This is a genomic window from Sulfurisphaera ohwakuensis (assembly GCF_009729055.1).
Classification (GTDB): domain Archaea; phylum Thermoproteota; class Thermoprotei_A; order Sulfolobales; family Sulfolobaceae; genus Sulfurisphaera; species Sulfurisphaera ohwakuensis.
Map to the genome: position 1 here is coordinate 2083201 of NZ_CP045484.1, position 23607 is coordinate 2106807.

Annotated in this window: 33 protein-coding genes; 21 read left to right on the plus strand and 12 right to left on the minus strand. The window is 30.0% G+C overall.

Translation table 11 applies throughout. The features are described from left to right. Positions 1–96: 96 nt before the first annotated feature. Positions 97–522, plus strand: a complete 426-nt coding sequence (locus D1869_RS11550) for a Fur family transcriptional regulator (RefSeq protein WP_156015212.1) — start codon at positions 97–99, stop codon at positions 520–522. Here the strand turns inward: D1869_RS11550 and D1869_RS11555 are convergent. Beyond that, complete coding sequence (locus D1869_RS11555) at positions 485–1405, minus strand: nucleoside hydrolase (protein ID WP_156015213.1); 921 nt, start codon at positions 1403–1405, stop codon at positions 485–487. The genes D1869_RS11550 and D1869_RS11555 overlap by 38 nt on opposite strands. A 179-nt stretch (positions 1406–1584) precedes the next feature. Between D1869_RS11555 and D1869_RS11560 the strand changes: the two genes are divergently transcribed. After that, complete coding sequence (locus D1869_RS11560) at positions 1585–3339, plus strand: archaea-specific SMC-related protein (RefSeq protein WP_156015214.1); 1755 nt, start codon at positions 1585–1587, stop codon at positions 3337–3339. Here D1869_RS11560 and D1869_RS11565 read toward each other — a convergent pair. Together D1869_RS11565 and D1869_RS11570 are read right to left on the minus strand one after the other, a co-directional pair. After that, the gene (locus D1869_RS11565) at positions 3293–3631 is read right to left on the minus strand and encodes a hypothetical protein (RefSeq protein ID WP_010980197.1); all 339 of its coding nucleotides are present in this window, start codon (positions 3629–3631) and stop codon (positions 3293–3295) included. The genes D1869_RS11560 and D1869_RS11565 overlap by 47 nt on opposite strands. A 247-nt stretch (positions 3632–3878) precedes the next feature. Next, entirely contained in the window at positions 3879–4373 is a 495-nt protein-coding gene (locus D1869_RS11570; protein ID WP_156015215.1) for a CBS domain-containing protein, read from the minus strand. A gap of 76 nt (positions 4374–4449) precedes the next feature. On the opposite strand from D1869_RS11570, the gene D1869_RS11575 reads away from it, so the two are divergent. Then, positions 4450–5061, plus strand: coding sequence for a 2,3-diphosphoglycerate-dependent phosphoglycerate mutase (locus D1869_RS11575; RefSeq protein ID WP_052846725.1), 612 nt, complete (start codon positions 4450–4452; stop codon positions 5059–5061). Here D1869_RS11575 and D1869_RS11580 read toward each other — a convergent pair. Then, positions 5041–5754 carry a D-aminoacyl-tRNA deacylase gene (locus D1869_RS11580; protein ID WP_156015216.1) on the minus strand — a complete coding sequence of 238 codons (714 nt, stop codon included), beginning with the start codon at positions 5752–5754 and terminating at the stop codon, positions 5041–5043. The two genes, D1869_RS11575 and D1869_RS11580, sit on opposite strands and share 21 nt — an antisense overlap. Before the next feature lies 1 nt (position 5755). Continuing rightward, the gene (locus D1869_RS11585) at positions 5756–6664 is read right to left on the minus strand and encodes an NAD(P)/FAD-dependent oxidoreductase (RefSeq protein WP_010980201.1); all 909 of its coding nucleotides are present in this window, start codon (positions 6662–6664) and stop codon (positions 5756–5758) included. A 63-nt stretch (positions 6665–6727) separates the two neighbouring features. Between D1869_RS11585 and trxA the strand changes: the two genes are divergently transcribed. After that, entirely contained in the window at positions 6728–7126 is a 399-nt protein-coding gene (trxA, locus tag D1869_RS11590; RefSeq protein ID WP_156015217.1) for a thioredoxin, read from the plus strand. 2 nt (positions 7127–7128) lie between these two features. Beyond that, complete coding sequence (locus tag D1869_RS11595) at positions 7129–7767, plus strand: hypothetical protein (protein WP_231113620.1); 639 nt, start codon at positions 7129–7131, stop codon at positions 7765–7767. Positions 7768–8024: 257 nt separating this feature from the next. Here the strand turns inward: D1869_RS11595 and yjjX are convergent, their stop codons facing one another. After that, positions 8025–8549 carry an inosine/xanthosine triphosphatase gene (yjjX, locus tag D1869_RS11600; protein WP_231113621.1) on the minus strand — a complete coding sequence of 175 codons (525 nt, stop codon included), beginning with the start codon at positions 8547–8549 and terminating at the stop codon, positions 8025–8027. Positions 8550–8562: 13 nt separating this feature from the next. Between yjjX and D1869_RS11605 the strand changes: the two genes are divergently transcribed. Beyond that, positions 8563–9429, plus strand: a complete 867-nt coding sequence (locus tag D1869_RS11605; protein ID WP_156015218.1) for a menaquinone biosynthesis family protein — start codon at positions 8563–8565, stop codon at positions 9427–9429. Here the strand turns inward: D1869_RS11605 and D1869_RS11610 are convergent. Continuing rightward, positions 9422–10126 carry a hypothetical protein gene (locus D1869_RS11610; RefSeq protein WP_156015219.1) on the minus strand — a complete coding sequence of 235 codons (705 nt, stop codon included), beginning with the start codon at positions 10124–10126 and terminating at the stop codon, positions 9422–9424. The two genes, D1869_RS11605 and D1869_RS11610, sit on opposite strands and share 8 nt — an antisense overlap. A 120-nt stretch (positions 10127–10246) precedes the next feature. Here D1869_RS11610 and D1869_RS15200 point away from each other — a divergent pair, with 120 nt between their 5' ends. Together D1869_RS15200 and D1869_RS11615 are read left to right on the plus strand one after the other, a co-directional pair. Next, entirely contained in the window at positions 10247–10402 is a 156-nt protein-coding gene (locus D1869_RS15200) for a hypothetical protein (protein WP_168066337.1), read from the plus strand. Between the two features lie 66 nt (positions 10403–10468). Continuing rightward, positions 10469–11062 (plus strand): hypothetical protein, encoded by a 594-nt coding sequence (locus D1869_RS11615; protein ID WP_156015220.1) that lies wholly within the window; start codon positions 10469–10471, stop codon positions 11060–11062. On the opposite strand, the gene D1869_RS11620 is transcribed toward D1869_RS11615, so the two are convergent. Next, entirely contained in the window at positions 11025–11684 is a 660-nt protein-coding gene (locus D1869_RS11620; protein ID WP_156015221.1) for a 16S rRNA methyltransferase, read from the minus strand. The two genes, D1869_RS11615 and D1869_RS11620, sit on opposite strands and share 38 nt — an antisense overlap. Positions 11685–11698: 14 nt before the next feature. On the opposite strand from D1869_RS11620, the gene D1869_RS11625 reads away from it, so the two are divergent. From D1869_RS11625 to D1869_RS11635, 3 genes are read left to right on the plus strand one after another with little or no spacing between them, the layout of a single operon-like run. Beyond that, a complete protein-coding gene (locus tag D1869_RS11625) occupies positions 11699–12025 on the plus strand; it encodes a ribonuclease P protein component 4 (RefSeq protein ID WP_010980209.1) in 327 nt (108 codons plus the stop codon). Next, positions 11964–12245: a YhbY family RNA-binding protein gene (locus tag D1869_RS11630; RefSeq protein WP_010980210.1), complete on the plus strand. Its 282-nt coding sequence runs from the start codon at positions 11964–11966 to the stop codon at positions 12243–12245. The genes D1869_RS11625 and D1869_RS11630 overlap by 62 nt, the downstream gene beginning before the upstream one ends. Continuing rightward, positions 12232–12720: a DUF371 domain-containing protein gene (locus tag D1869_RS11635; RefSeq protein WP_156015222.1), complete on the plus strand. Its 489-nt coding sequence runs from the start codon at positions 12232–12234 to the stop codon at positions 12718–12720. The genes D1869_RS11630 and D1869_RS11635 overlap by 14 nt, the downstream gene beginning before the upstream one ends. On the opposite strand, the gene D1869_RS11640 is transcribed toward D1869_RS11635, so the two are convergent. Continuing rightward, entirely contained in the window at positions 12643–13539 is an 897-nt protein-coding gene (locus D1869_RS11640) for a class I SAM-dependent methyltransferase (protein ID WP_156015223.1), read from the minus strand. The genes D1869_RS11635 and D1869_RS11640 overlap by 78 nt on opposite strands. Beyond that, positions 13536–14534 carry an NAD(P)/FAD-dependent oxidoreductase gene (locus D1869_RS11645; protein WP_052847017.1) on the minus strand — a complete coding sequence of 333 codons (999 nt, stop codon included), beginning with the start codon at positions 14532–14534 and terminating at the stop codon, positions 13536–13538. Before D1869_RS11645 ends, D1869_RS11640 begins: the two co-directional genes overlap by 4 nt. A gap of 71 nt (positions 14535–14605) precedes the next feature. Between D1869_RS11645 and D1869_RS11650 the strand changes: the two genes are divergently transcribed. From D1869_RS11650 to D1869_RS11675, 6 genes are all read left to right on the plus strand, one after another. Beyond that, positions 14606–14950, plus strand: coding sequence for a hypothetical protein (locus tag D1869_RS11650; RefSeq protein WP_010980214.1), 345 nt, complete (start codon positions 14606–14608; stop codon positions 14948–14950). A 14-nt stretch (positions 14951–14964) separates the two neighbouring features. Further along, positions 14965–15711, plus strand: a complete 747-nt coding sequence (locus D1869_RS11655) for an NAD(+)/NADH kinase (RefSeq protein ID WP_010980216.1) — start codon at positions 14965–14967, stop codon at positions 15709–15711. Beyond that, entirely contained in the window at positions 15695–16183 is a 489-nt protein-coding gene (locus tag D1869_RS11660; RefSeq protein WP_156015224.1) for an NOB1 family endonuclease, read from the plus strand. The genes D1869_RS11655 and D1869_RS11660 overlap by 17 nt, the downstream gene beginning before the upstream one ends. 98 nt (positions 16184–16281) lie before the next feature. Next, positions 16282–17181, plus strand: coding sequence for a hypothetical protein (locus tag D1869_RS11665; RefSeq protein ID WP_156015225.1), 900 nt, complete (start codon positions 16282–16284; stop codon positions 17179–17181). A 2-nt stretch (positions 17182–17183) separates the two neighbouring features. Next, a complete protein-coding gene (locus tag D1869_RS11670; RefSeq protein ID WP_156015974.1) occupies positions 17184–18881 on the plus strand; it encodes an AMP-binding protein in 1698 nt (565 codons plus the stop codon). Next, entirely contained in the window at positions 18868–19983 is a 1116-nt protein-coding gene (locus D1869_RS11675; RefSeq protein WP_156015226.1) for an aminotransferase class V-fold PLP-dependent enzyme, read from the plus strand. Before D1869_RS11670 ends, D1869_RS11675 begins: the two co-directional genes overlap by 14 nt. Here D1869_RS11675 and D1869_RS11680 read toward each other — a convergent pair. Beyond that, positions 19972–20310 (minus strand): hypothetical protein, encoded by a 339-nt coding sequence (locus D1869_RS11680; RefSeq protein ID WP_221267070.1) that lies wholly within the window; start codon positions 20308–20310, stop codon positions 19972–19974. The two genes, D1869_RS11675 and D1869_RS11680, sit on opposite strands and share 12 nt — an antisense overlap. Positions 20311–20350: 40 nt before the next feature. Here D1869_RS11680 and cobT point away from each other — a divergent pair, with 40 nt between their 5' ends. Genes cobT through D1869_RS11700 form a run of 4 tightly spaced genes read left to right on the plus strand, consistent with a single transcriptional unit; the run spans position 20351 to position 22942 of the window. Further along, positions 20351–21388 carry a nicotinate mononucleotide-dependent phosphoribosyltransferase CobT gene (gene cobT / locus D1869_RS11685; protein WP_156015228.1) on the plus strand — a complete coding sequence of 346 codons (1038 nt, stop codon included), beginning with the start codon at positions 20351–20353 and terminating at the stop codon, positions 21386–21388. Beyond that, positions 21388–21702, plus strand: a complete 315-nt coding sequence (locus tag D1869_RS11690) for a transcriptional regulator (protein WP_010980224.1) — start codon at positions 21388–21390, stop codon at positions 21700–21702. The genes cobT and D1869_RS11690 overlap by 1 nt, the downstream gene beginning before the upstream one ends. Then, positions 21699–22358 (plus strand): HAD family hydrolase, encoded by a 660-nt coding sequence (locus D1869_RS11695; protein WP_156015229.1) that lies wholly within the window; start codon positions 21699–21701, stop codon positions 22356–22358. Before D1869_RS11690 ends, D1869_RS11695 begins: the two co-directional genes overlap by 4 nt. A 59-nt stretch (positions 22359–22417) precedes the next feature. After that, positions 22418–22942, plus strand: a complete 525-nt coding sequence (locus D1869_RS11700; protein WP_156015230.1) for an METTL5 family protein — start codon at positions 22418–22420, stop codon at positions 22940–22942. Here D1869_RS11700 and D1869_RS11705 read toward each other — a convergent pair. Next, positions 22922–23602 carry a phosphoglycolate phosphatase gene (locus D1869_RS11705; protein ID WP_156015975.1) on the minus strand — a complete coding sequence of 227 codons (681 nt, stop codon included), beginning with the start codon at positions 23600–23602 and terminating at the stop codon, positions 22922–22924. The genes D1869_RS11700 and D1869_RS11705 overlap by 21 nt on opposite strands. Positions 23603–23607: the final 5 nt, after the last annotated feature.

Below are 23607 nucleotides of genomic sequence, written 5' to 3' on the forward strand. Positions count from 1 at the left end.
CTTAATTTATATTATTATTTTTTATCTTTTTTGTTACCAAAAAACAAAGAGTATAAAGGAAATTTTAAATGGCTTTGTTATAATAGTAACTACTTGATGGAAGTAGAATTAGCTAATATATTAAGAAGTCATGGACTTAAGGTTACTCCTCAAAGGCTATCTATTCTCAGAATACTATACAAAGGTGGGCATTTTAGCGGTGAACAAATATATAATGAGTTAAAGAAAAGCGAACCTAGTATTAGTCTATCTACCGTATATAATACTCTAAATTCACTAACTGAGGCTGGCATATTAAATGCATTTGAGATAAATGGAATTACATGGTATGAAATAAAAAGAGATCTACATATTAATGTTTATTGTCAAGATACGAATCAGATAATAGATATAACTAACATAGATCTTAAATTTTTATACGAAGAATTAGAAAAAATGGGTATTTATACAAAAACATTAAATATCGTTGCTATTGCTGAATGCTCTAAGCTTTTGAGAGAGAATCAAAGAGGTACTTCTTAAATTTTTGAGAATCTGCCTTAATTACTACTTCAGCATTGGGTCTTCTTTTATTTAAACCATACCAATCTATTAACATTGCACCACGAGATCTAGAACATAACTCAACATTAACATACTTACTTACCTTTTCAATAGCAACAGAATTATCATAGGCTATCGTTACAGTTAGCGAATCTGGATGAACGCTTCCTCTGGAACCTACTGATTTAGAGTACTCTCTTAGAACTCTATTAACTTTAAGGAAAAATTCAGATCTTTTAGTATTAATATCTTCTATTTTATTCCATTCTTCATCTGTTATAGTAGCGCTCTCTTCTGCTATTTCCCAAGGAACTATGGTTATATCAAATCCAGCATTTAGTACTATTTGTGCAGCTTCAGGATCTACCCAGAAATTGAATTCAGCTATTTCTGTTGTATTTCCTCTAGTAAATGCACCGCCCATTATCCATATTTTTCTTATTCTATTAATAATTCTTGAATCTTTTAGATATGCTAACGCTATATTAGTTAAAGGAGATACAGCTAAAATCTCTAATTCTCCTTCGTATTCCTTAGATAATCTAATTATTGCATCTGCTGCAAACTCGTTCTCAGGTTTCTTCAATGGACTTGGATACTCCCAATCTCCGAAACCGTTTTTACCATGAACTTCTTCAACTGTTCTCCATTGACCAAGTAACGGTCTTTGTGCACCTAAATACACTGGAATATCAGGCTTATTTAAGTACTCTAGTGTAAATAAAGCGTTACTCACCTCATTCTCAAATTTTACATTTCCTGCAACTATTGTAACTCCTAGTACTTCAAAGTAATCTAAAGCTAACATAAGTGCTATTGCATCATCACTAGCAGTATCTGTATCAAATATAGCTTTTCTCACAATATTTTGATAAGGATTAATCGGTTAAATTATTTATTCAAGATACTAAGATTTTAATACAAGCCATATTAGACTAATCAAAATTATTATAAATTTGCTAGAAAAATATGATAAATTTATATATAGTATATTAGAAATATGGCATAACATTTTTAAGGTATAAAAAGAAAAAGCACATAATGAAGGTTAGAGTATCAAATATAGGAGGAATAACTAGGGAACTTACTATATCAGTAGAAAAAGGACTAACACTATATAAAGCGCCAAATGCATATGGAAAAACATCTTTAACAAAGGCATTAGTTTCTCTCTTAACTTCTTCAATAACGGCTGCAGACCTGTTAAATGTTTTTAGTGATGAAGGTTATGTAGAGGTGGAACTTGATAACAAACTATATTATAGAAGATTTCATAGAATAAAGAACAAAATAGAAGAAGAAAAGAATTTAATAATGGATGATGATAGAGCACTATTACTTTCTTATTTCTCTCCAGAGAATCAGTTATTAGCTAGAATTATTACTGGAGATGAAAATGTTGAATGGTTTATTTCAAAAACATCTAAAGTACAAGAATTAAAAGCAAAAAAAGAAGAATTAGAAAGAAAACTAACTGAACTTAAAACAAGACAAGAAGAATTAACAAAAAAATACCAAGAAATTAAAGATATCAGCAGAGAATTAGAAAGAATATATGAGGAAATAGATAGACTAGAAAGAGAAAGAAAAAATTTACAGAAAAATGCTGCACAGACCATAATTCTTACAAGACAAAATAGGTTAACTGAGTTAAAGAGTAGAGTAGAAACTAGGCAAAAAGAGCTTAGAGATAACCAAGCTAGATTAGAAAAACTTGATAAGGAAATTGAGGAGCTTAAGCAAAAAGCAGATCAAACTTTAAAAGAAAAAATTAGAAGTGAATTAACTGAGTTAGATAAAAAACTACAAGAATTAAGTTCTAAAAAGAACAGTATAGATATAGAAATTGGAGTACTTAATAGAGTTCTTGATGAAATTAAAGAATCAGAAAAAGAGCATGCATCAGTATGCCATGTATGTGGAAGTAAGGTAGACCCATCTATATGGAAAACAAGAATGGACATTATATCAAAGGAATTAGAAAATGCTAATAGAAGCAAAAATGAGCTCTTAACCGAACTAAATTCTACTATAGCTAGGAAAAATGAACTAGAAGCAAAAATCAAAGAAATAGAAAAAGCAGAAAAAATGTTAGCTGAGAAGCAAATTCAAAGAGAAAACTTAGCGATAAAAATAGAAACTATTAAACATCAAATAGCCGAGTATGAGAGACAGATAAAGGAATTAGAGGAAAAAATAAATGAAATAAATGAAATTTATTCTATGGGAGAAGGAGAAAGTGAGATTGATAAGAAGTTAGAAGAATTAAAGAAAAAGAGGGGAGACTTAGAATATCAGTTGCAAACTCTAGGAGTTTCAAGCAAGATTCTTGAGGAAATTACTACTGTGCAGAACCAGATAGAAGAAATAACAAAACAAATAGATGATTTACAAAGAGAATATATTAGAAGATTAACTGTAATTAGAGAGAGATTTACTGAGATGGCAACATCATTACTTAAAGAACTGGAATTTGATTTCACTGCTGAAATTGATAATAATTATAGACTTATAGTAAAAAGAATGGGGGCTCAGCTAGAAATTAGAAAGCTTTCATCATCTGAAAGAACAACATTAGCATTAATCTTAGTATTAGTTGCCCTAAAAGAATACTTCAAAACTCCATACTTCATCGTTGATGAATCATTTATGACTTTTGATCAAAAAAGATTTGAAAAACTAGTAAAATATCTAAATGGAGTTGTAGATTATATAATCATAACGAAGAGCGATGAAATGGTACAGCTAACTAATGAGATAATTCCGGCGACCATGGCACATCAAGTTGTTTCATGAGCAATTTATTTAAATCAGTTTTTACGGCTTCTTCAACATCTGGTGGAATATTAGTTATTTCAGTAAACCAACCAACTAAGGCAACCATTCCTAACTCTTCAGCCTTTTGTTTTAACCATAGAGCAACAGCTAGACTTGCTTTAGTTGGTTTGAATATCACAACTGAAGCACCAATAGAAGAACTAGAAATTTTTATTGCATGTTTAGATACTGTTTTCCATCTAGTTTTCGTAATTATTCTTACTAACTCTTTTGCCCTATCTCTTTCACCTATTGCATAGAATATTATCATTAATCTAAAAAACGAATTCTAAGTACTTAAATCTATTTACAAAATATGAGCACAATGTTTCTCGTTTAATAAGAACTTGTACTTATCTTTTAATGCTATCATTTTTCTCAAAAATAAGATTATCAACCAACTATAATATGTACTAATCCCTTTAGTGTGATTTAACGAATTAAAATTTCAATTTTGTAACCTAATTTATTATATAAGAGACAAGAAAATATATTGCAAATTATATAATCATTCTACATTATCCAGATCCTGCACCACAACCACAGTACCCGTATTCATCAATTTCCATACCACATACTGGACAAACATAACCAGAACCTTTTACATCGGCAGCTTCTTTTTTAAATTGAAAGAAATGAGGATCTAATATAGCCTTTGATAAATCTCTAATAGATACTATACCTATAACCTTTCCGTCTTTACCTATTATAGGTAAATGTCTGAATCCATGATCTAACATAATTTCTAATGCATCTGTAATTGGTGTATCCTCAGTAACTCCTATTACATTTCTCGTCATATAGTCTTTAACTTTAGCATCTAATTTACCTTCAGCTACAACTTTTACTATATCTCTTTCAGTTATTATACCAACAACCTTATCATTGTCATCAATCACAACTAGTGCTCCTAGATTATGCTTTTTCATTTCTTCGGCCGCGGTTTTTACACTATCATTTTCTTTTATGACATGAACAACTTTATTTCCTATAACACCAATAGTAGTGTCCATATTATTTATACTGTATTTACAGTTGAAAAATCTTTCTTACGATAATAATATTAAGATTAAACGTAAAAAAGATTTGATGACATTAATTGTATTCATTAGACACGGTCAATCTATTTCGAACGTAAATAGGATTTTATCAGACGATATAAATAGTTATCCTTTAACTGATGAAGGAAGAAGGCAAGTTTACAATACCGCAAATGAACTTAAAAAAATATCACCTAAAAAAATATACAGTAGTCCAGTTTTAAGGGCTTACCAAACAGCTATGATAATAGGCGAGGTTTTAAATATCATACCTATTATAGATGATAGGTTACGAGAAAGAGAACTAGGAGAATTAAATAATACTAAAATAGACCAATTTGACCATTGGAAATTAAGAGTAGCAAGAAAAGAGCTTAATGTAAAAGGAGTAGAACCGTGGGATTCATTAAAGAGAAGAATGGTTAACTTTGTAGAAAGCGTAATAAAAGAAAAAGAAACAGTAATTGCAGTTAGCCATTTTGATCCTATTAGAGCTTTTTTAGCCTATGTTTTAGATCTTGATGATATTTCAGCGTGGGGACTACATATTCCTAATGCCAGCATAACTATTGTTAGATGTGAGAGTATTAATAATTGTAGAATTTTATCTGTTGGTGCACCAATAATTACTAATGAATTATTATCTAAACTTGAAGTTTAATTTATAAGTAGCTAGCAAATTAACTATCTTTTCTCTGATCTTCGAGTTTACATTATCAAACATAACCGTGTCAATCTTTTCTATTGTATTATTAACTGTTTGTAATATAACTTCGTTAGAAAGTTCTGCGAGATAGTATTTAGAGATTATATGCCCTACACAACTCTTTTCGGCTAATAGAGAAAAATATGGGGTATAATGTGTCCCTCCGAAACCTACTATTTTATTTTCACATTCTATTTCCTTATATTTATCTATACCTCTTAATGCGGCTTCTATTAAAGTTTTTACAAGTTCTTTGTTTTCCCAATATTCCTTAGAACTACCTATCTCTACAAAGATGATTGGTACATGTTGATATGTGGGTCCGTGATGTGTAGCTTCTATGGCTTTTTCTATATCCGTATTAATTTTTCTTATTTCCCTATAAATTGAAGTCAACAGTGAAGGAAAAGCTATACCTAATTTCTTTGGCTCTCCACCCATTGTCTTATCAGTAGGATTACCAGGATAATGCACAGTTAAGGATGGTATTTTAGAAGAGCTCTCATGTCTTGAAAAAACTACTATAACGTCTCCCTTTTGGTATCTAAAGTCTATAATGTCTTCATTAATTTCTTCAAACTTGTATCCAAGTTCTTTTATTGTTTTACCTACAGCATCTTGCATTGAGTAAATAATTCTGATATCCATTCTACATCTCCTCGATTATTCTTAAAGCTTCTTTAGCTAAATAAGGTGCTAAGGCAAAACCAAATCTGAAACCGGTAACTATTACAGCATTTTTATATATTTTTTTAACTATTGGTTCACCGTCACTAGATACGCTTCTAATTCCCACTCTTATCTTCAAATCTATATCTAAGGGAAAAATTTGAGATAACGTGTAAATATGGTCTTTAATTATTTCATAGTCAAAAGAAAGAGAAGAATCATTAATAGAGTCTCCATTTATATAAAGATTATTTTCTCCTTTTACCATTATTTTCCCTTTATAATGAATAATTCCAGTTAAACTATAGGGAGATTTTGTGATCACAAGATGTCCTTTATAAGGAATAAGATCAATTGGATATAGTTCCTTAATTCCATATCCTCCCGCAATTATTAATCTTTTAATCGCTATTTTTTCACCAGAACTTAATTTTATATATTTAATTTCATCATTTTTTACATCTATAGCAACAACTTTTTTCCCGAATTTAATATTACTCTCAAGAGCTAGTTTTTTAATTAATTCCTCACCTTCAATAAAGAAACTATTTTCTATTTTTCTAAGCGTACTATTTATCCTTAGATTTGGTTCTAAATTTGCTAATTCATCTTCACTTATTACGTTATTACTAAGTTCTTTATCTGTTAAAGTATATACTCTTTTATGAAAGATATTGTATTTATTACCCATTTCTTCATAAAAATTTATGGAATTTTCACAAATTTGTTTATATTTCCCACATAAAGGAGGTATAATTGTCCATAAACTTGCATTAGAATTAAGTTTTTCTATCCCTCTTACGTCTTCATATATCTCACTTTCTCCATTAAAAAGCTTTGATATAAGTAGTCCCGTGATTCCAGAACCGATTATAGTTAAATCAGCCATAAATTATTTATAAAAGATAAGATAAAATAAACTTTTTAAATGACGAGTAAAGATAAAATTAGTATGACAACTGAGAAAGACCCTGAATTAGAAAAATTGCTAGAGAAGAAAGCTAAAGAACTTATGAGCCAAAAGCCTAAAGGAGAAGTAATTCATTTAGATAGTAAAAACTTTGACTCTTTCTTAGCTTCGCATAAAATCGCAGTAGTTGATTTTTGGGCAGAATGGTGTGCACCATGTTTAATCCTTGCACCAATAATTGAGGAATTAGCAGAAGATTATCCACAAGTTGGATTTGGAAAGCTAAACAGCGACGAAAATCCAGACATTGCCGCAAGATATGGTGTCATGAGTCTACCGACAGTTATCTTCTTTAAAGATGGTGAACCCGTAGACGAAATTATAGGTGCCGTTCCAAGAGAAGAAATAGAGATAAGAATTAAGAATTTATTAGGTGAATAAAATTGAAACCAATTCTTCTTGGTATTCCAGGACTAAGTTATTCTAGTTTTATGAAATGTAATCCTAGATTTTTAATGATGCTCTTTAGTAGTACATTTAGAGGAGTTGTAGTTAATAAAGAGTTAAATTATCATCCTACTCCAGCGTGGCTATCAATACTTCAAATGGAGTACGTAAAAACTGACCAATTTCTCACTAATGTACCAGAATTAAAATTAGCTAAGTTAACCAATTCAGTTTTAATTAATATACCGATAACTAATCCTACTTATGGAGAAGTAAATTTACCTTATAATAATTCATTATCTACTAGCGAAGAAATAGAAAAAGTAAAGAAGGCTATCTTTGAGTATATTGATGATTATCCAGTTATTGTTAGTGTAAATGCAATAGATAGAATATTACTTAATGATGGAAAGGAAAGTAAATGTGAAATATATAAGGTTATAGACGGATTCGTTAAAGAAGTAATTAATAAAGTAGAGGATTTCATACTTTTCTCCCCTTATGGTGAACCAAAAGAAAATGGTATTAGAGAACAATACGGAATATATCTAGCTTCAGTACCAAGACCGAATGAGCATGATACTGTAAAATTGCCTGAGATAGGGAAATTATTCTTAGGATTAGTAGGAAGATAATACATAAAGAATGAGTATTTATTTTCAATATATTATCATTTCACAAATTTAGTAATCAGTAAATTTCCATTTAAAATATGATTCATAATTCCTTGAATTGCTGTTAATCCTATTAAAGAACATATTACTAAGTACTTTCATAGTACTCCTAAGTAAAGAGAAGCTTTACTAAATGACATTATTAAAGATATTTATAATGATTATAAACATAAAGTAACTTTTATTAGAAACGAAACTTTCTTTGCGCAAGATTGAAGCTATTCTATTTTATTATAGAATGGGTAAAGTGCAGCTATTACTGGTTGAATATAAAGTTCTTTTCTTGTAATCACTTTAGTTAAATATCCTATTGCACCTTCATGTTGTTTGCTATCCTTAGTTGAAAAAATTAAATCTGTAGCTTCTCCTAATTCTTTACCTTCAAGAATATGTTTAACCATTGTAGACGGAAGAGAAAATGCCATTGAAAAAGAAAAATTTTCTAATCCTTCTTTATTCGCAGCATAAACCACAGCAAATGCTAAGTATTTATTTTCATAATAACAAATACCTCCTTCGATTCCTATTCCTATATCTGCATTTGTTGCGTTTAAAGCATTATAAGCCCTATTTCTAGCACCGACAAAAGTCTCATGGCAAAAAGGTTGAGAAGAAACTCCAGATTCTACATTTACGCTTATTACGTCAGCATTAAGGCCTATAATTTTTAAAGCTTCCTTTACAGCCTCAACTTTAGCTTTGTTTGTGGAACCTATTGCGACAAACATTTTTATTATCCACATATAAGAAAGGAATATGGTAACAATAAAAGTTGGCCCATTAGCTGATTCTGGAGATCTATATCCATTTATACCATTAATTGAGGGAATAATAAAACCTGAAGGTTTTAATTTAGAATTTGAGATAATTACAACGGTCCAGGATACTAATGAAAAGGTATTAAAGAAGGAAGTTGATGTAGCAGTACCTTCAGCAGCTATGTATCCATATATACAAGACGATTATTATATTCTAGGAAATGCAATTGCTTCTGCCATAGATGGTATAACTGGAATGCCTGTAATATCACTTACTCCTCTATCAATTGAAGATTTAAAGAAGTCAAGAATTATTGTACATGGTCATAATACTACAGCATTTACACTTTACAAACTCTTGATAGGGAAGTATAATAAACTAGTCATTGTAAAGAAAGTGTTAGATGAGATAAAAGCCTTAGGAAAAGAAGGGGATGCATTAGTTGCAGTACATGAGATAAAAATGATGTATGCTTTAGAAAAACTTGGAATAAAAGTTAATAGAGTAACTAGTATGTGGGACTTATGGAAGAACTTGGCAGGAAACGTTCCTATGCCTTTAGGAACAGTTGTGATTAATAAAGACTTAGGAAAGGATATTGCTCTTAAATTCAAGGAGGTTTATGAAAAAAGTAAGAAGTATGCTGAGAAACATATTGATGAAATTATAAGAAAAGATGCTGAGATAATGAAAGAAGCACATAAAGAGAACATCGATGAGGAAATTATAAGAAAAACTATCTGGGCTGATATACAGGAATATAATGTACCATTAGAAGATGTAAAAAGAGGTATGGAAATATTCTATAATTTAACAGCAGAGAGAGGAATATTACCTAAAGTAAAGAAAATTGATATCATATAATCTTTTTTGAAGACCAGAAGTTATCAGTTGCTATTAGTATTTGACACTTTTTTGTCTCACAAATATATCTTATGATCTTAATAGTAAACGTAAGATATTTCTCTGGAACAAATAATTCAATTAAATAAAGTGGTAAATCTTCAGAATCCTTTAACAAAAACCCTATTCTGATAAAAGGAATGTATTGAAGTGAATCTACTATATCAGTATCAAAAGTTAGAACATCAATATAAAAATCTCTTTTTCCATAGTCTACTATAAAACCTTTAATTGAAGAAGCTCTTATCATACTCAATAATGGCTCTTTGAGTGATAAGGATTTTAGCGACGAAATTCTTTCTACCTTATCAAACTCGTGAGGATAAACTGAAACATAATCAGACTTAACTTCTAGTGAAAGATCCCATTCATCGAGTAAAAAATTATACATAGTAGGTATTCCAGAATAATTTCTAATTTCCTTTACTTCGAAGTCTCCCTCTAATGCTAAGCCTTTATTATTTTTTATACTTCTTCTGATTATTCCTTTTTCACATATAGATAAAGTTGAGATCTTAGTGATGGGAGTAAACTTAAGACTTTGAATCTTACTAAGAAAATCGTATAATACACTCTCTTCTATTTTAGATAATTTTGATAATAATCTTATATTAGGCCCTATTACTCTAAGTAATCTTACTATCTCAGCAAAGTCCACAGATTTATATTACCTTGAGAATTATAAATTTCATTATATCACATACTTTAATGAAGTTTTTATAAGATATTGGACAATAAATTTATTAATGATAAAATTAAGTATTTTTAAGGTGAAATTATGGCTGAAAAGAAGAGTGAAGAATATGAAATAAATTCTTTCGGCGATCTTATTAAAGCCTTATTTAAGTATGATAATTGGTATCTTGGAGTATTTGTTATCCTATTGATCCTTTTCGTAATATTTGATATAATAGCCTTCTCACCACATCACTAATTTTTATAAAGTAGGAAAGATAAGCTATTTAACATTCATTTTTTAATAGTATTTTGTGGTGTAAATTTGCCAAGAGTTAATATAGCAGCTGACTCAGATATATTAGACGAACTGGAACAAGAAGCTAAGAAAAAAGGTTATACGTTATATGCAATAACTAATTTGGCACTAAAAGCCGTTGCAGAAATATTAAAAGAAGGTGGCGATTCTGAAACTTTAATATCCCTCGTAGAATATTATAGAATAATTAGAGACTTAGAGATTGTTCCTGTTACTGTATGGTACTTAGAAAATTTAATAAAAATGGCTTATGATAGTGATCAAAAGAAGGCCATAGAAATTTGTGAAACTACAGGAATGCAAGTAGCTTCATATTTAAAAACTAAAGCATCAACTATAAGTGAGCTACTAGATATTTATGATAAAATTAAAGAGATGTTACCCATTAAAGACATTTCAGTAAAACAAAATGGTGATACAATAGATTTTAGAATTACTGGTACTGGATTTGGATTAGAATCCACAACATGTGCAGCTCATATACTTAAAAAAATTTTAGAAGAATATGGATTTAATATTTTATCAATGACACCTTTACCAGGAGGAATTATACTAGTCAAAGCTAAGGCCAACCTAACTGTTGAAGACAGGCAGAAATAATCCTGCATATAACTTGGTGAGTTTCCAGTTTATAATTACTTATAGAAAAATACTCATCTGCAACACCTTTAATTTCCTCTGAAAAATCACCATGAGGAAAAGCACCAACACCAAGTAACCAATTTTCTCCTAAATTGCATAACTCCTCTGGTTTTACTTTTTTACCATCTTCACTTAATACACCTATTTTATACTTACTCTTTAGATCAGTTAGTTTAATGTTTAATATTTTCATTAAAGGATTTACATCATTTATTGGAACTTGACCATGCAACAAAAGCTGTTCAGCTAGTCCAATAAATCTATTGTAATTCTTAGGAGGTCTCATATTACTATTTACGTATATAATTTTACCATCTATCGTATGAATATAAACTTCTCCCTTTATTGGAACTTTCTCTGTGAGAAACATTAAAAGCGCTAAATGTACAATGTCTGGTCTGCCTCTCTTCCGCCAATTTGGAAGGTTTTTCATTGCATGATAATGTAACGAAATGTCTAAAATTGTATGTTCTGGCTTTTTATTCCTTTTCCTTGCATTTCTAATTACAGCTGGATGAGAAGCTATTTCTTTTGGAACTAGCTCTAGGGATGAGTCAAGTAATATAAGGTTGATTTTCACACTACTAGTCAATAATGGTCAGAGTAAAAAATGTGAAGATGTATAAAAAGAGATCATTACAGCTCATAAGACTCGCAATTGAGCTTGCTAAAAATAATAATATAGAGCTCGCAAGAATGTATATAAAGCTTGCACTACTTTATTCAAGGAAATTAAAGTTTAAAATACCAATAGAGTACAAAAGATTATTTTGTAGAAAATGTTTTACTCCCCTTATCATTGGAATCACTGAAAGAAGAAGAATAAAAAATAAAGTCTTAGTAAGAACATGTTTATATTGTGGATGGACAAGAAGATACAAATTACAGTATAAAACAACTAATAAAAAAAGCAAAAGCTAGTCATGCAGATGTAAGAATAGGTAAAAAAGGAGTAACAGAAGAAATTATAAATGAAATAAAAAGACGGCTAAAGGAACATAAAGTAGTTAAGATAAAAATAGGAATAGAAGTAGAAAATAGAAAAGAGTTTGCAAGAAAAATTGCTGAACTTACTGAGGCAAAACTTATTGAAGTAAGGGGATTTACATTTATTTTAGCGAAAGAAAATGATAGCAATTGATATTGTTAAAGCATATGGACATAATAACGTAAAAGCTACCCATAGAAGTACACTAGAAATTACAAAAGATAATTATCTGACTCCTAAAGGAGATTGTATTATTGGAATAAATGCTAATAAAGGAGCATATGATCTTTCCCCAGAAGTAAAACAATTGATAAAGAAGGGTGGATATGTATATGTGATTATAAAGGTAAACGATATGATTGACATTATACATGGTTATGGTAATGAAAATTTAACTCTAGAAAATCCAAACAAAATAATTATTAGAAAATCTAATTATACAGCAGATAACTCAACAATTATGATTAAAGCGGATAAATCAGCTAAGGATATAAAAAGGGAAATAATCAAAGAACTTAAAGAAAATAAAGCTGAATTAGTGACTTATATTTTAGCATCTGACCTTCCCCTTGAAGATTCTCAGATCCTTAGAATAGTCGTTAACTGGAACCCATCTATCCCCACCTAGTTTCTCTTTTGCTTCTTTTTCATTTTTTGCTAAAACATAGAATATTATCTCATCTCCAATTCTACATAACTCTTCTTTGAAATTAACAATCATAGTAGGATTATCAGCAACTATAACATTGAAAGCTTTATCTCTAAAAGGAAGAAAGGATGCATCATATTGTACAATATCAACATAACCACGTAACTTATTAAGCCTTAAAGATTTCTTTAGCATATAAAGACCGTCAATATTTAAATCTCCAGCTACAATGTAATAACATTTTAAAAGTAAATAAAGGGTAAATGCACCATATCCACAAAATGCGTCTAAAATATATTTATTACACTCTATTTCTTTAGATAATTCTAATCTCTCATTCGCTAAACTAGGATTTACATAAACTTTAGCAATATCAATAAAGAAATTTATATTATTTTCTCTATATATAGTAGTTGTTTTATATTCGCCCCCAATAAACTTCAGCTCATTTATTCTTAGCTCTCCTTCTACTTTTTTTCTTATAAATATCGTTTTTACTTTAGGATTTATTTTAAGTATTATTTGACTTAATAGATTTGTATCTACCTCTTTTTTAGGCGAAATTAATAAAATATCACCAATAAGATAAAAACTTCTAACTCCCGGTATTAAATCACTTAATCTGGGTGTTCTCTTTTTAATTTTTGAACAATCTACAACTTCATATTTTTCTATTTTTTTATTGGAATTTACTTCTATGTAGATATATTTTCCATCTGTAAAAATTGAAAAAATATCTGATATAAAATTACTTATAACATCTATTGCCCTATTTTTTTCTACCTTTATGCATATCATTTTTTGAACTTATCCATTTCAGAACTATGGCCAGCAAATAATGAAGCATTTGGATCAATATATTTCTTTGCGACACTTACAGCAATGGCAGCTTGCCCAAATCCGACTGCTATTAATGCTAATTTTGGTGCACCTTCTTGTGAAGCAATATCACCAGCAGCATAAACTCCAGGTAAGTTAGTTTCCATTTTAGCATTAACTATAATATCCCTTCCCTTCATATTTACACCCCACTTTGGCATATTTCCTAAATCTCCTTTGAAACCAATACTGATTATTACAGCATCTACATCTAATATTTTCTCGTCCTTGGTCCTATTATCAAATATTACAGCTTGCGTTACTCTATTTCCGTCTCCTCTAACTTCTTTCAATTCATGCCACGTATAAACTGTTGCTACTTGATATAGCTGCTTTACACTTCTTTCATGAGCCCTAAACTGGTCTCTTCTATGAATCAATGTTACTGATTTGGCTACAGGGGCTAAAGTCAATGCCCAATCTACAGCTGAATCTCCCCCTCCTACAATTAAAACTCTTTTTCCTTCAAAATCTTTCTTTCTTCTTACAGTGTAGTATACTCCCTTATTTTCATATTCTACTTCGCCTTTAGCTCCTAATCTTGATGGAGTCATTTTACCTATACCGGCAGCTATAAGAATTGTTTTAGTCTTGAAAGAATTACCTTTGTCTGTTTTAACAACCCACATGTTATCTTGCGTTCTTTCAATCATATCTGCCCATTCTTTAATTCTAATATCTGGTGAGAACATTTTTGCTTGCTCGACCAACTGTTGTGCTAACTCATATGCTAAAATTCCAGGGAAGCCACCTACATCATATACCATTTTTTCTGGATACAATGTAACGAGTTGTCCTCCCAACTCATCTTGTGCATCAATAAGTAATGCTTTCATATCTCTTAATCCTGCATAAAAAGTTGCATACAGACCTACTGGACCTCCTCCTATCACTACCATATCGTATTCTGTCAAAATAATCCCCAATAATCTCCTTTTGCTTATACTATTTAAACCTTAATGTTTATGTTTATATAGGACAAAAAATGAGTATTGATGTATTTATCATTACAATTTATTTCCTTGGTTTTATTTTATTAATAAATATGTGGTTTAGATACTATAGAAAAATCATAAGAGTAGGAATAGAATATGTTGGGAATGACGCTAAGCAAGAAAACATAATTCTAAAGCCCAATGAAAAACTTAAGATTAAACTTCATGGCAAAGCAACTATTATAGTATCTGGAGTTAACCCTTGGTTAACTATAAAATATAATGGTATAAAACAGAAGATATATAAAATAAGATTATTGAACTATATTGGGGAAATAGAACTAATTAATGAAAGTAAAATATTTACCTTATCTGTAACTATTTTAACAGAATAGAGGAGAATAATTTAATGAAATTGAAAATATTTACTAAAAACTCCCCTGACGCAATTGAGTTTAGTAAATACGTTAAAAATTTGGCTGAAAACTTGGGTTTTAAGATAACTGAAAATGACCCAGATGTGGTTTTAGTAATAGGTGGCGATGGAACCTTATTAAGAGCAGTAAAAGATGGCATACCAATCTTAGGAGTGAAATTTGGACGTCGCTCAGCCTTACTAGATATAAGACCCGAAAACATTAAAGAAGCTCTTGAACTATTACAGAAAAATAAATATACAATAGAAGAATATCCTATGCTTGAGGCTAAAAGCAAAAATATAAACACAATTGCTTTTAATGAAATAGCTATTTTATTCAACAACCCGGAGACAGTATATGGTAGTGTTAATATAAAAGAAAGAAAAATTCTCTTTGAAGGAGATGGTGTACTTATAGCTACGCCACAAGGTAGTTGGGCATGGAGCTATTCAGCAACTAGAGTCTTACTCCATAAAGATATTAATGGAATTGAAATAACGTTCATAAATCCTATTATTCCAAACATAAAAGCTCTAATAATCCCTCAGACAGAGACAATACTTGTAAAATTGGAAGATAAAGGAAGAACACAAAATGTCAGAGTTATTAGTGACGGAGAAATTGTAGGAAATTTAATAAGTAAAGAAGACGAGGAATTAACTATAACTCTCTCTAAAAGAAAAGCAAAAATATTAAGGTTTTTTAACTTAATTGAATTTGATGGACTATTCACATAAAATTGTTTTTGATACTGGGGCATTTTTAGCTGGTCTGCAAAACTACTATGAAAAAATATACACCAATAGTCTTGTTATAAATGAGATAAAAGATAAAAAATCTAGAGAATTATTAGACCTTGCAATTATGGCCGGAAAAATAATTATTATGGAACCAGAAGAGAATACCTTGAAAAAGACGAAGAAAATTGCAGAAAAGATTTCTGCTTATACTCTCTCAAAAACAGATTTAAGCATAGCGGCACTTGCATATGAACTAAGACCTAGTATAGTTTTCACAGATGATTTAACACTACAAAATTTATTATTAAATCTTGGTATAGAATTCAAATCTGTAAAATTAAATATTAGAATTAGAAATAGAAAGAAATACAAATTTATATGCAAAGCGTGCGGAAAAACATTCAGTAGATCCTATTCTTCGTGCCCATATTGTGGAAATACAATAATAGTAGTTAGTTATAATGAATGATATTTTTCTATTTTAATTTTGGATTTTAGAAATTATATAGATAGATTTTGATAATTTCTATTAAAATTAATATACCTATATTAAGAAATCATTAACATATGGATGAGAATAATTTAAAAATCCATCTTATACGGTTTATAAAGAGAATAGGCGGAAATTTAAGAATTCTATCAAGCTTATCAAATGTTCCTTTCCCCATTATTACTAAAATATATAAAAAATTACTTTTACAAGATAAATTATCAATTTTCCCCTTAATAGAAACTGAAAAGATGGGATTAAATAAAGGGGCAATATGGTGTAACAAAACTTCTTTAAAATACGATACAGCAAAACAACTAATGGGGCCTTTGACAAGTTTGTTTAGAGGAGACCTTGAAGATAATAAATTTCTTCTAATGTTTTACACAAATTATGAAAATTATTTAAATTATAGGAGTAAACTCATAACTGTTCTAGAAGAAACCTCTTCTATCTGTGAAATTTCTTATATTCGCAAATATTATAGGTTTATAAATAATGAAGAATGTTACGATTTTAACAATAATATCTGGAAATGTAATGAAAAAGAAGTATATATCTCTTATGCTTCAGAATCTTTACTGAATCTTGATAAAAAAGATGTGGAGTTAATTGTAAATATTCAAACGAATCCCTATACTTTCCATTTTTATCATGACTTAGTTCATTTTAAGCACATTAAGAAATTTATTAAAGGATTCATGTATACTCTTGGAGACACAAATTATTTAGTAACTACAAAAGGTGACTATTTTTATGATTCTCCTTACTTATTATGGGTTGTAGAACTTGATAATGGCACTTATATATCTCAATATCACGTTAATAAAAACGCATTAACTAAACTAACGACTGAATTGAAAGACCAAGACATTATAATCTCAACTGCAGAACTAACATTTGCCCATGGTTTCAGTATTCCTTATGAAATATTTAAATCTAATAAATGGGTTATGCCAAAACTAGTAGTAGAATAGATATGGATTATTTCACTCTTTATCAATATTCAATAGAACACCCAGAAAAATATTGGAGTTCTTTTGCTAATAAATTAGAATGGTTTTCTAAGTGGAATAGTGTTATAATAAGGGACAAATACATTGCAAAATGGTTTGTTAATGGTAAAACTAATATAGCCTATAATTCCGTTAATACACATCAAGGCAAGGCATTAATTTGGTATGGAGAAGAGGGAAAAAGAATAGAAATAACATATGATGAACTAAATAGGCTAAGTAACTCTATTGCAAACTTACTTAAAAAGAGGGGAATTAAAAAAGGTATGAGGATTGCTATTTATTCACCCAATTCTATACTAACATTGGCCTCAATTTTAGGAACAGCTAAAATTGGTGCTATTTATACCCTTATCTTTGCTGGACTAGGTATTGAGGCTATAAAATCTAGGCTTAATGATTTTAATCCAGACCTTGTCATATCATCAAGAAAGACCTTTAGGAGAGGAAAAGAAATACCCCTATTAATAGAAGGGGATATTAATTTTGAAAGAAATGATGAAGATGAAATCCGCAAACTTTTAGATAGCGACGAAGTAAAAGTGGAAGAAATAGAAGCTAATGAACCATTAAAAGTGATGTACACTTCTGGTACTACGGGTAAGCCTAAAGGAGTAATTTTGCCTCATGGTGCGTGGATGGTAGGAGATTATACAGTATTTGATTTACTTTTTGGACTAAAACCTGGTGATAAGGTCCTAACTACTACAGATGTCGGCTGGATAACTTTCTCTAGAATAATGTATGGTACTTTACTTCATGGCTCTACTTTTATATTTATGGAAGGAGCTCCAGATTATCCTAAAGATAGATTAGTTAAAATAATTGAAGAAGAGCAACCCAAAGTACTATTCACTTCTCCCACTTTAATAAGATTGTTGATGAAATATGATATAAAACTTCCAAGAGTAGAATATATTGCTACTGCAGGAGAGATATTTGATGAAAAAAACTGGAATTATGCATTAAAAATTGCAGATAAAGTTACTGATGTATATGGACAAAGCGAATTGGGCTATGTAGTAGGAATACCTTATTCACTAGAGAGCATAAAACCGAAGATAGGATATGCAGGTGTACCTTTTCCTGGTATAGTCTTAGATACATTGGATGATGAGGGGAAGACAGTGAGAAACAAACCTGGCTATCTAGTTGCAAAAACTCCTTTTCCGACTCAATTTATAGGAATATTAAATAATGAAAAGAAATTTACAGAATATTTTGAGAAATTTGGTTTCCATGATACCGGAGATTTAGCAATATTTGATGGAACTTATATAAAGATAGTAGGAAGAGCAGACGATATGATTAAAGTTGCAGGGCATAGAATTACAAGTGGAGAAGTTGAAAGTATAATAGCTAGTATTGATGGAGTGAAAGATGTAGCAGTAGTAGGTATTCCAGACGAAATTAGAGGTGAAAAGCTGGCAATCTTTATAGTTGGAAAAGTAGATAAAGAGGAAATTAAAAGAAAAGTTCTTGATGCGTTAGGACCAATTTATGTTATTCATGATGTTTATGTCGTAGAAAAGTTACCTAAATCTAGAAGTGGTAAGACTGTAAGAAGAATTTTAAGAGATATACTTTTAAATAAGGAAATTGATGCTTCAATACTTGAAGACCCAGAAGTCGTAAAGGAGATTAAGGATGAAATTTCATGAAGACTTTAGAAATTTAGTACCAGTGACAAAAGAATACGTTTATTTAAATCATGCTGCAATATCTCCTATACCTTTACCTATATTATATGAAAGCTTGAGATATTTGTTAGATATTTCAAGATACGGTTCCTTACCTGTAAATGATGAGGAAAATGATGACTTTTATCACCTTAGAGAAAAGGTTGGGAAATTAATAAATGCAGAACCAGATACAATATCTTTTATACCAAATACTAGTTTTGGAATAAATATTATAGCTCACGGTTTAGATCTTAATGAAGGTGACGAAATAGTTACTGATAGTCTAGAATTTCCTGCAGTTACGTATCCATTTTTTAAACTTAAAAAGAAAAATATAAAGATAGTAATAGTAAAACCCAGACTAGAAAATTTTGAAGATGATTTACTTTCTAGTATAAGTAAAAAAACTAGATTAATAGCTATAAGTCATGTTAGTTTTAATACTGGAGTAAAATTAGACATAAAGAAAATTTCTAAAGAAGCTAAGTCCGTAGGTGCATACACATTAGTTGATATTATTCAAAGCGCAGGAGCAACAGAAGTAAACGTAAAAGATTTTGACATAGATTTTGCAGTTGCCGGTGGATATAAATGGTTAATGGGTCCTCAAGGTTCTGGGTTTATGTATGTAAAAAAGGGTTTGATAGAAGATCCGCCATTTTATGGATGGAGATCATCTTCTAATTATCTTGATTTTAACTCGGAGAATTTTATGTTGGAAAAAGGACCTAGAAGATTTGAGATTGGTACAATAGATGTAGCAGCTAATATAGCCTTAGCGAAGTCATGTGAAATCGTATCACAGCATAAGGATGAAATATACTCAAGAATTCAAAATCTAACGGATTTTGTAATAAAGTACGCAGAAGAGCAAGGATTAGAAGTTATAACCCCGAAAAATAAAAAAGCTGGAATAGTTATAATAAAAACAAATAATCCAAAAGAATTATCAAGAAGATTACTAGAGAAGAAAATTGTAGTATCACCTAGAGGTAATGGGGTAAGAATTTCTACTCATTTCTATAATCTAGAGGATGAAGTGAAAATTGCCATAGATGAAATTAGAAAACTAGCATTTTAAGTTAATATATAATTCTTCTAAATCTTCCATAATCCTAACTAGCATTCCATAAAGTATTATATCATCTATCTTATCAATGTTTTTAGCCATAGAAATTATATCTAAAAATTCTTGGATATTATTAGGACTTATTTTACCAGATTTTGCTAGATCCCAAATTGCTTCCTCATCTCTTTTACCTATGCACCTTTCTACTTCATTAATTACGTCTTCATATAAACCTCTTATCCCTCTCTTAACTTTTTCCTTTAATTCCTTGTTATTTATGAATTCTTCTAGGCTTACTTTTGTTCCTAACTCAACAAGTCTATAGTTATCCCAAAACACGATAAAGTATTAAAAATTTTTAAAAGAAAAGTTTGTTGACATGTCAGTTAAAATTTTTAACGGGGAATTTGATATTCCAGAAAATTCAAGGTCTTTATATATTTTAGTCATAGCAACTACAGACATAAGCTTAATCCCCGGATTAACAGTAGCTGGTACCACACCGGAATTAACACATTTTACACCTGCTGCAGATGCTGAATTTTTAATTAAGGGTAAATGCTCAGTTATAAATACTGTTCCAGTTACGCCAAATGGAATTCCTACACCAGCTATCATAACTAGGGCTTCATTAGAATTTGTAAAAATACCTAGATTAGTGGTAAATGCCGGAAGTAGAATTAAACCAAATTTACCATTAATCGATTTAGGAGGAGAACCAGGAGGTGACATTAGAAAGGGTAGTTTAAGAAAGGAAGTTGCAGAAAGAATATTAAATAATGGTGTAAGCCTTGGTGAAGAATTCTCAAATTCTTTCGACTTCCTTATTATAGGTGAATCAATACCCGCTGGAACAACAACTGCCATGGCTGTGTTAGTCGGTTTAGGTTATGATGCTCTTGATAAAGTTAGCTCAGCATCACCGGAAAATCCAAAAGAACTTAAGAAAAAAATAGTTTATGAAGCAATAAAAGATCTTCCCAGTGATTTAATGGGAAAATTAGCTAAACTTTCTGACCCTATGCTCTTAGGAGTTTCTGGTATAGCATTAGGATTTAAAGGAAAAATATTACTAGCTGGAGGTACTCAGATGACAGCAGCAGCTGCTATAATAAAAGAATTTAATAAAAATAAGCTTAAAGACATTGCAATTGGAACTACTAAATGGATAATTAACGATAGAAGTTCTGATATAATAGGCTTAGCTAAGGCAGTAGGAATTCCAATTTTAGCTGCATGGCTGGATTTTACTAATTCCAAGTTCGAGGGGCTAAAAGTTTATGAAAAAGGCTTTGTCAAAGAAGGAGTGGGTGCTGGAGGAGCGTCTATTTATGCTATGAAAAGGGGTGTTACAAATGAACAAATATTAGGGAAAGTAGAAGAAATATATCAAAGAATAACTACTAATTTAATGTAATGCAGACTGAATTTGATTTTTTGTCAATAAGAGAAAAAATAGTATTGCTCCTTAAATATTCCGAAAGACCTTTGACCGCAAAGGAGATTAAAAAGAATTTAGGAATTCAAAAGGAGAAAGAAGTATATGAACACTTATATCACATTGCAAAGTCCTCTAAACATAAAGACTATCAACTAATCGTATATTTACCCTATTGCAGAGATTGCGGATACATTTTTAACTTAGAAATTCCTAAAAAACCAAGTAAATGCCCAAGATGTAAAAGTGAAAATATAGAACCACCTAAGTTTCTAATCAGGGATAAAAAATGAGAAAAATCATATTTGTTGACATGGGAGAAACCTTAGTAAGCTTCTCACCAAAATTTCATCAGCCCATATATTATTTTCTAGTTAAAAAAGGATATAATGTATCAGAGAAAAAGGTATTCAGAACAGTATATAAGTTACTTGGAAAAGACCACTTTCCCGATCCTATTTTAGGTGGTCTAAGTGTATTAGATTATAAAGAACTTTTATCAGAACTGAATATTACTCCAAAGAAATGCTTATTAGAAGAATTAAAAAATATTCCACTATTGTCAGATAAATGGGAATTATTCGAGGACTCTGAACCCTTTCTCAAGAAATTAAAAGATGAGAATTTTAAAGTAATTATGATAACTAATTCTACTAGATCTGTTTATAGAATTGTATCCGATTTAGGATTAGATAAATATCTCGATGATATCATAGCTTCATGTGATTATGGTATAATGAAACCACATCCTAGAATTTTTAGAATAGCTATAGAAAAACATGGAAAACCGATACTACATGTAGGGGATGTCTATGAAATTGATTATTTAGGAGCCATAAGGGCTGGTATATCCCCTGTACTTTTAGATAGGTTTAATTTTTATGAAGATCTAAAAGTTAATAAGGTGAAAAATCTATTTCAACTTCTAGGATTAATAAAAAATCATTAGAGATCTTACTTGAAGAAGTTCCTCCTCATCCTAACCCAAAGTATGATCTAGAACAATATATGACACCTTCTTATTTAGCCTCTGAGATAATTTGGGCAGCATATTTACGAGGAGATATAGAAAATAAAGTAGTTGCAGATCTGGGATGTGGTACCGGTAAATTATGTTATGGTATTTCTATTTTGGGTGGTTATTGTTTATGTATAGACATTGATATAGAAAGCCTAAAGATAGCAAAAGAATTCTTTGAAGAGAAGGAGCTTAACGTGGACGTAATAAACGCCGATATAAACTACTTGCAAATTAAAGCAGATACAGTTATACAGAACCCTCCCTTTGGAGTAGTAAATAAAGGAGCTGACTTATTATTTCTATCTAAAGCATTAGATATTTCCAAAACAGTATATAGCATACATAAATTTAATGAAAAATCAAGAGAACTTATATATAGATTAGGGAATGAGAAAGGATTTAATGTTACCATCTTAACGCAAAAGTTCAAAATGAACGCGTATTATCCATGGCATAAGAAAAGAATTCATCAATTTCTAGTTGATATATATTTATTTTCTAAATCCAATTAATTTTTCTAAATATGAGCCATCATTTAATATTTTTTCCAAAAAACGCATTACTCCTATTCCATCCTCTTTATCTAGAACAATATCAGATATTGCCTTTATTTCTGGCAAAGCATTAGCTACGGCTACTTTAATATCTGCAACACTAAATAATGAAATATCATTTTGACTATCTCCTATTGCTATCGTAACTCCCTCAAAATTTAATATACTTTTTAGAATTTTTACAGCTTCTCCTTTACTTACACTTTTAGGCATAATCATTGCATCACTCCTATTCCACTCTATTTTTGCCTCATTTATTTTATCTAATTTATCTTTATAATCAATTGCAGAATTTACATATATTATAACCTCTCCTAAAGAGTATTTTATACCATTTTTATCTAGTATTTTAGCTAGATTTTTTCTTATTTCATACCATTTTTCATCTGCTAATTTGATTTCTTTATCCCTAAGTATTATAATGCCACCATTTTCTATTATCCAACCAGTTGGAAATAATCCTTTAGCTAAAATATCCATATATTTTCTCTCCCTGCCAGTAACTACAAAAAAGAGAAATTTTGCTGAGAATTTATTAACAACTTCTACCACTTCTTGTTTAATTATAAAATTATCTTTTTCATCTGATAAAGTTCTATCAAAATCCGATAGAACCATTATGT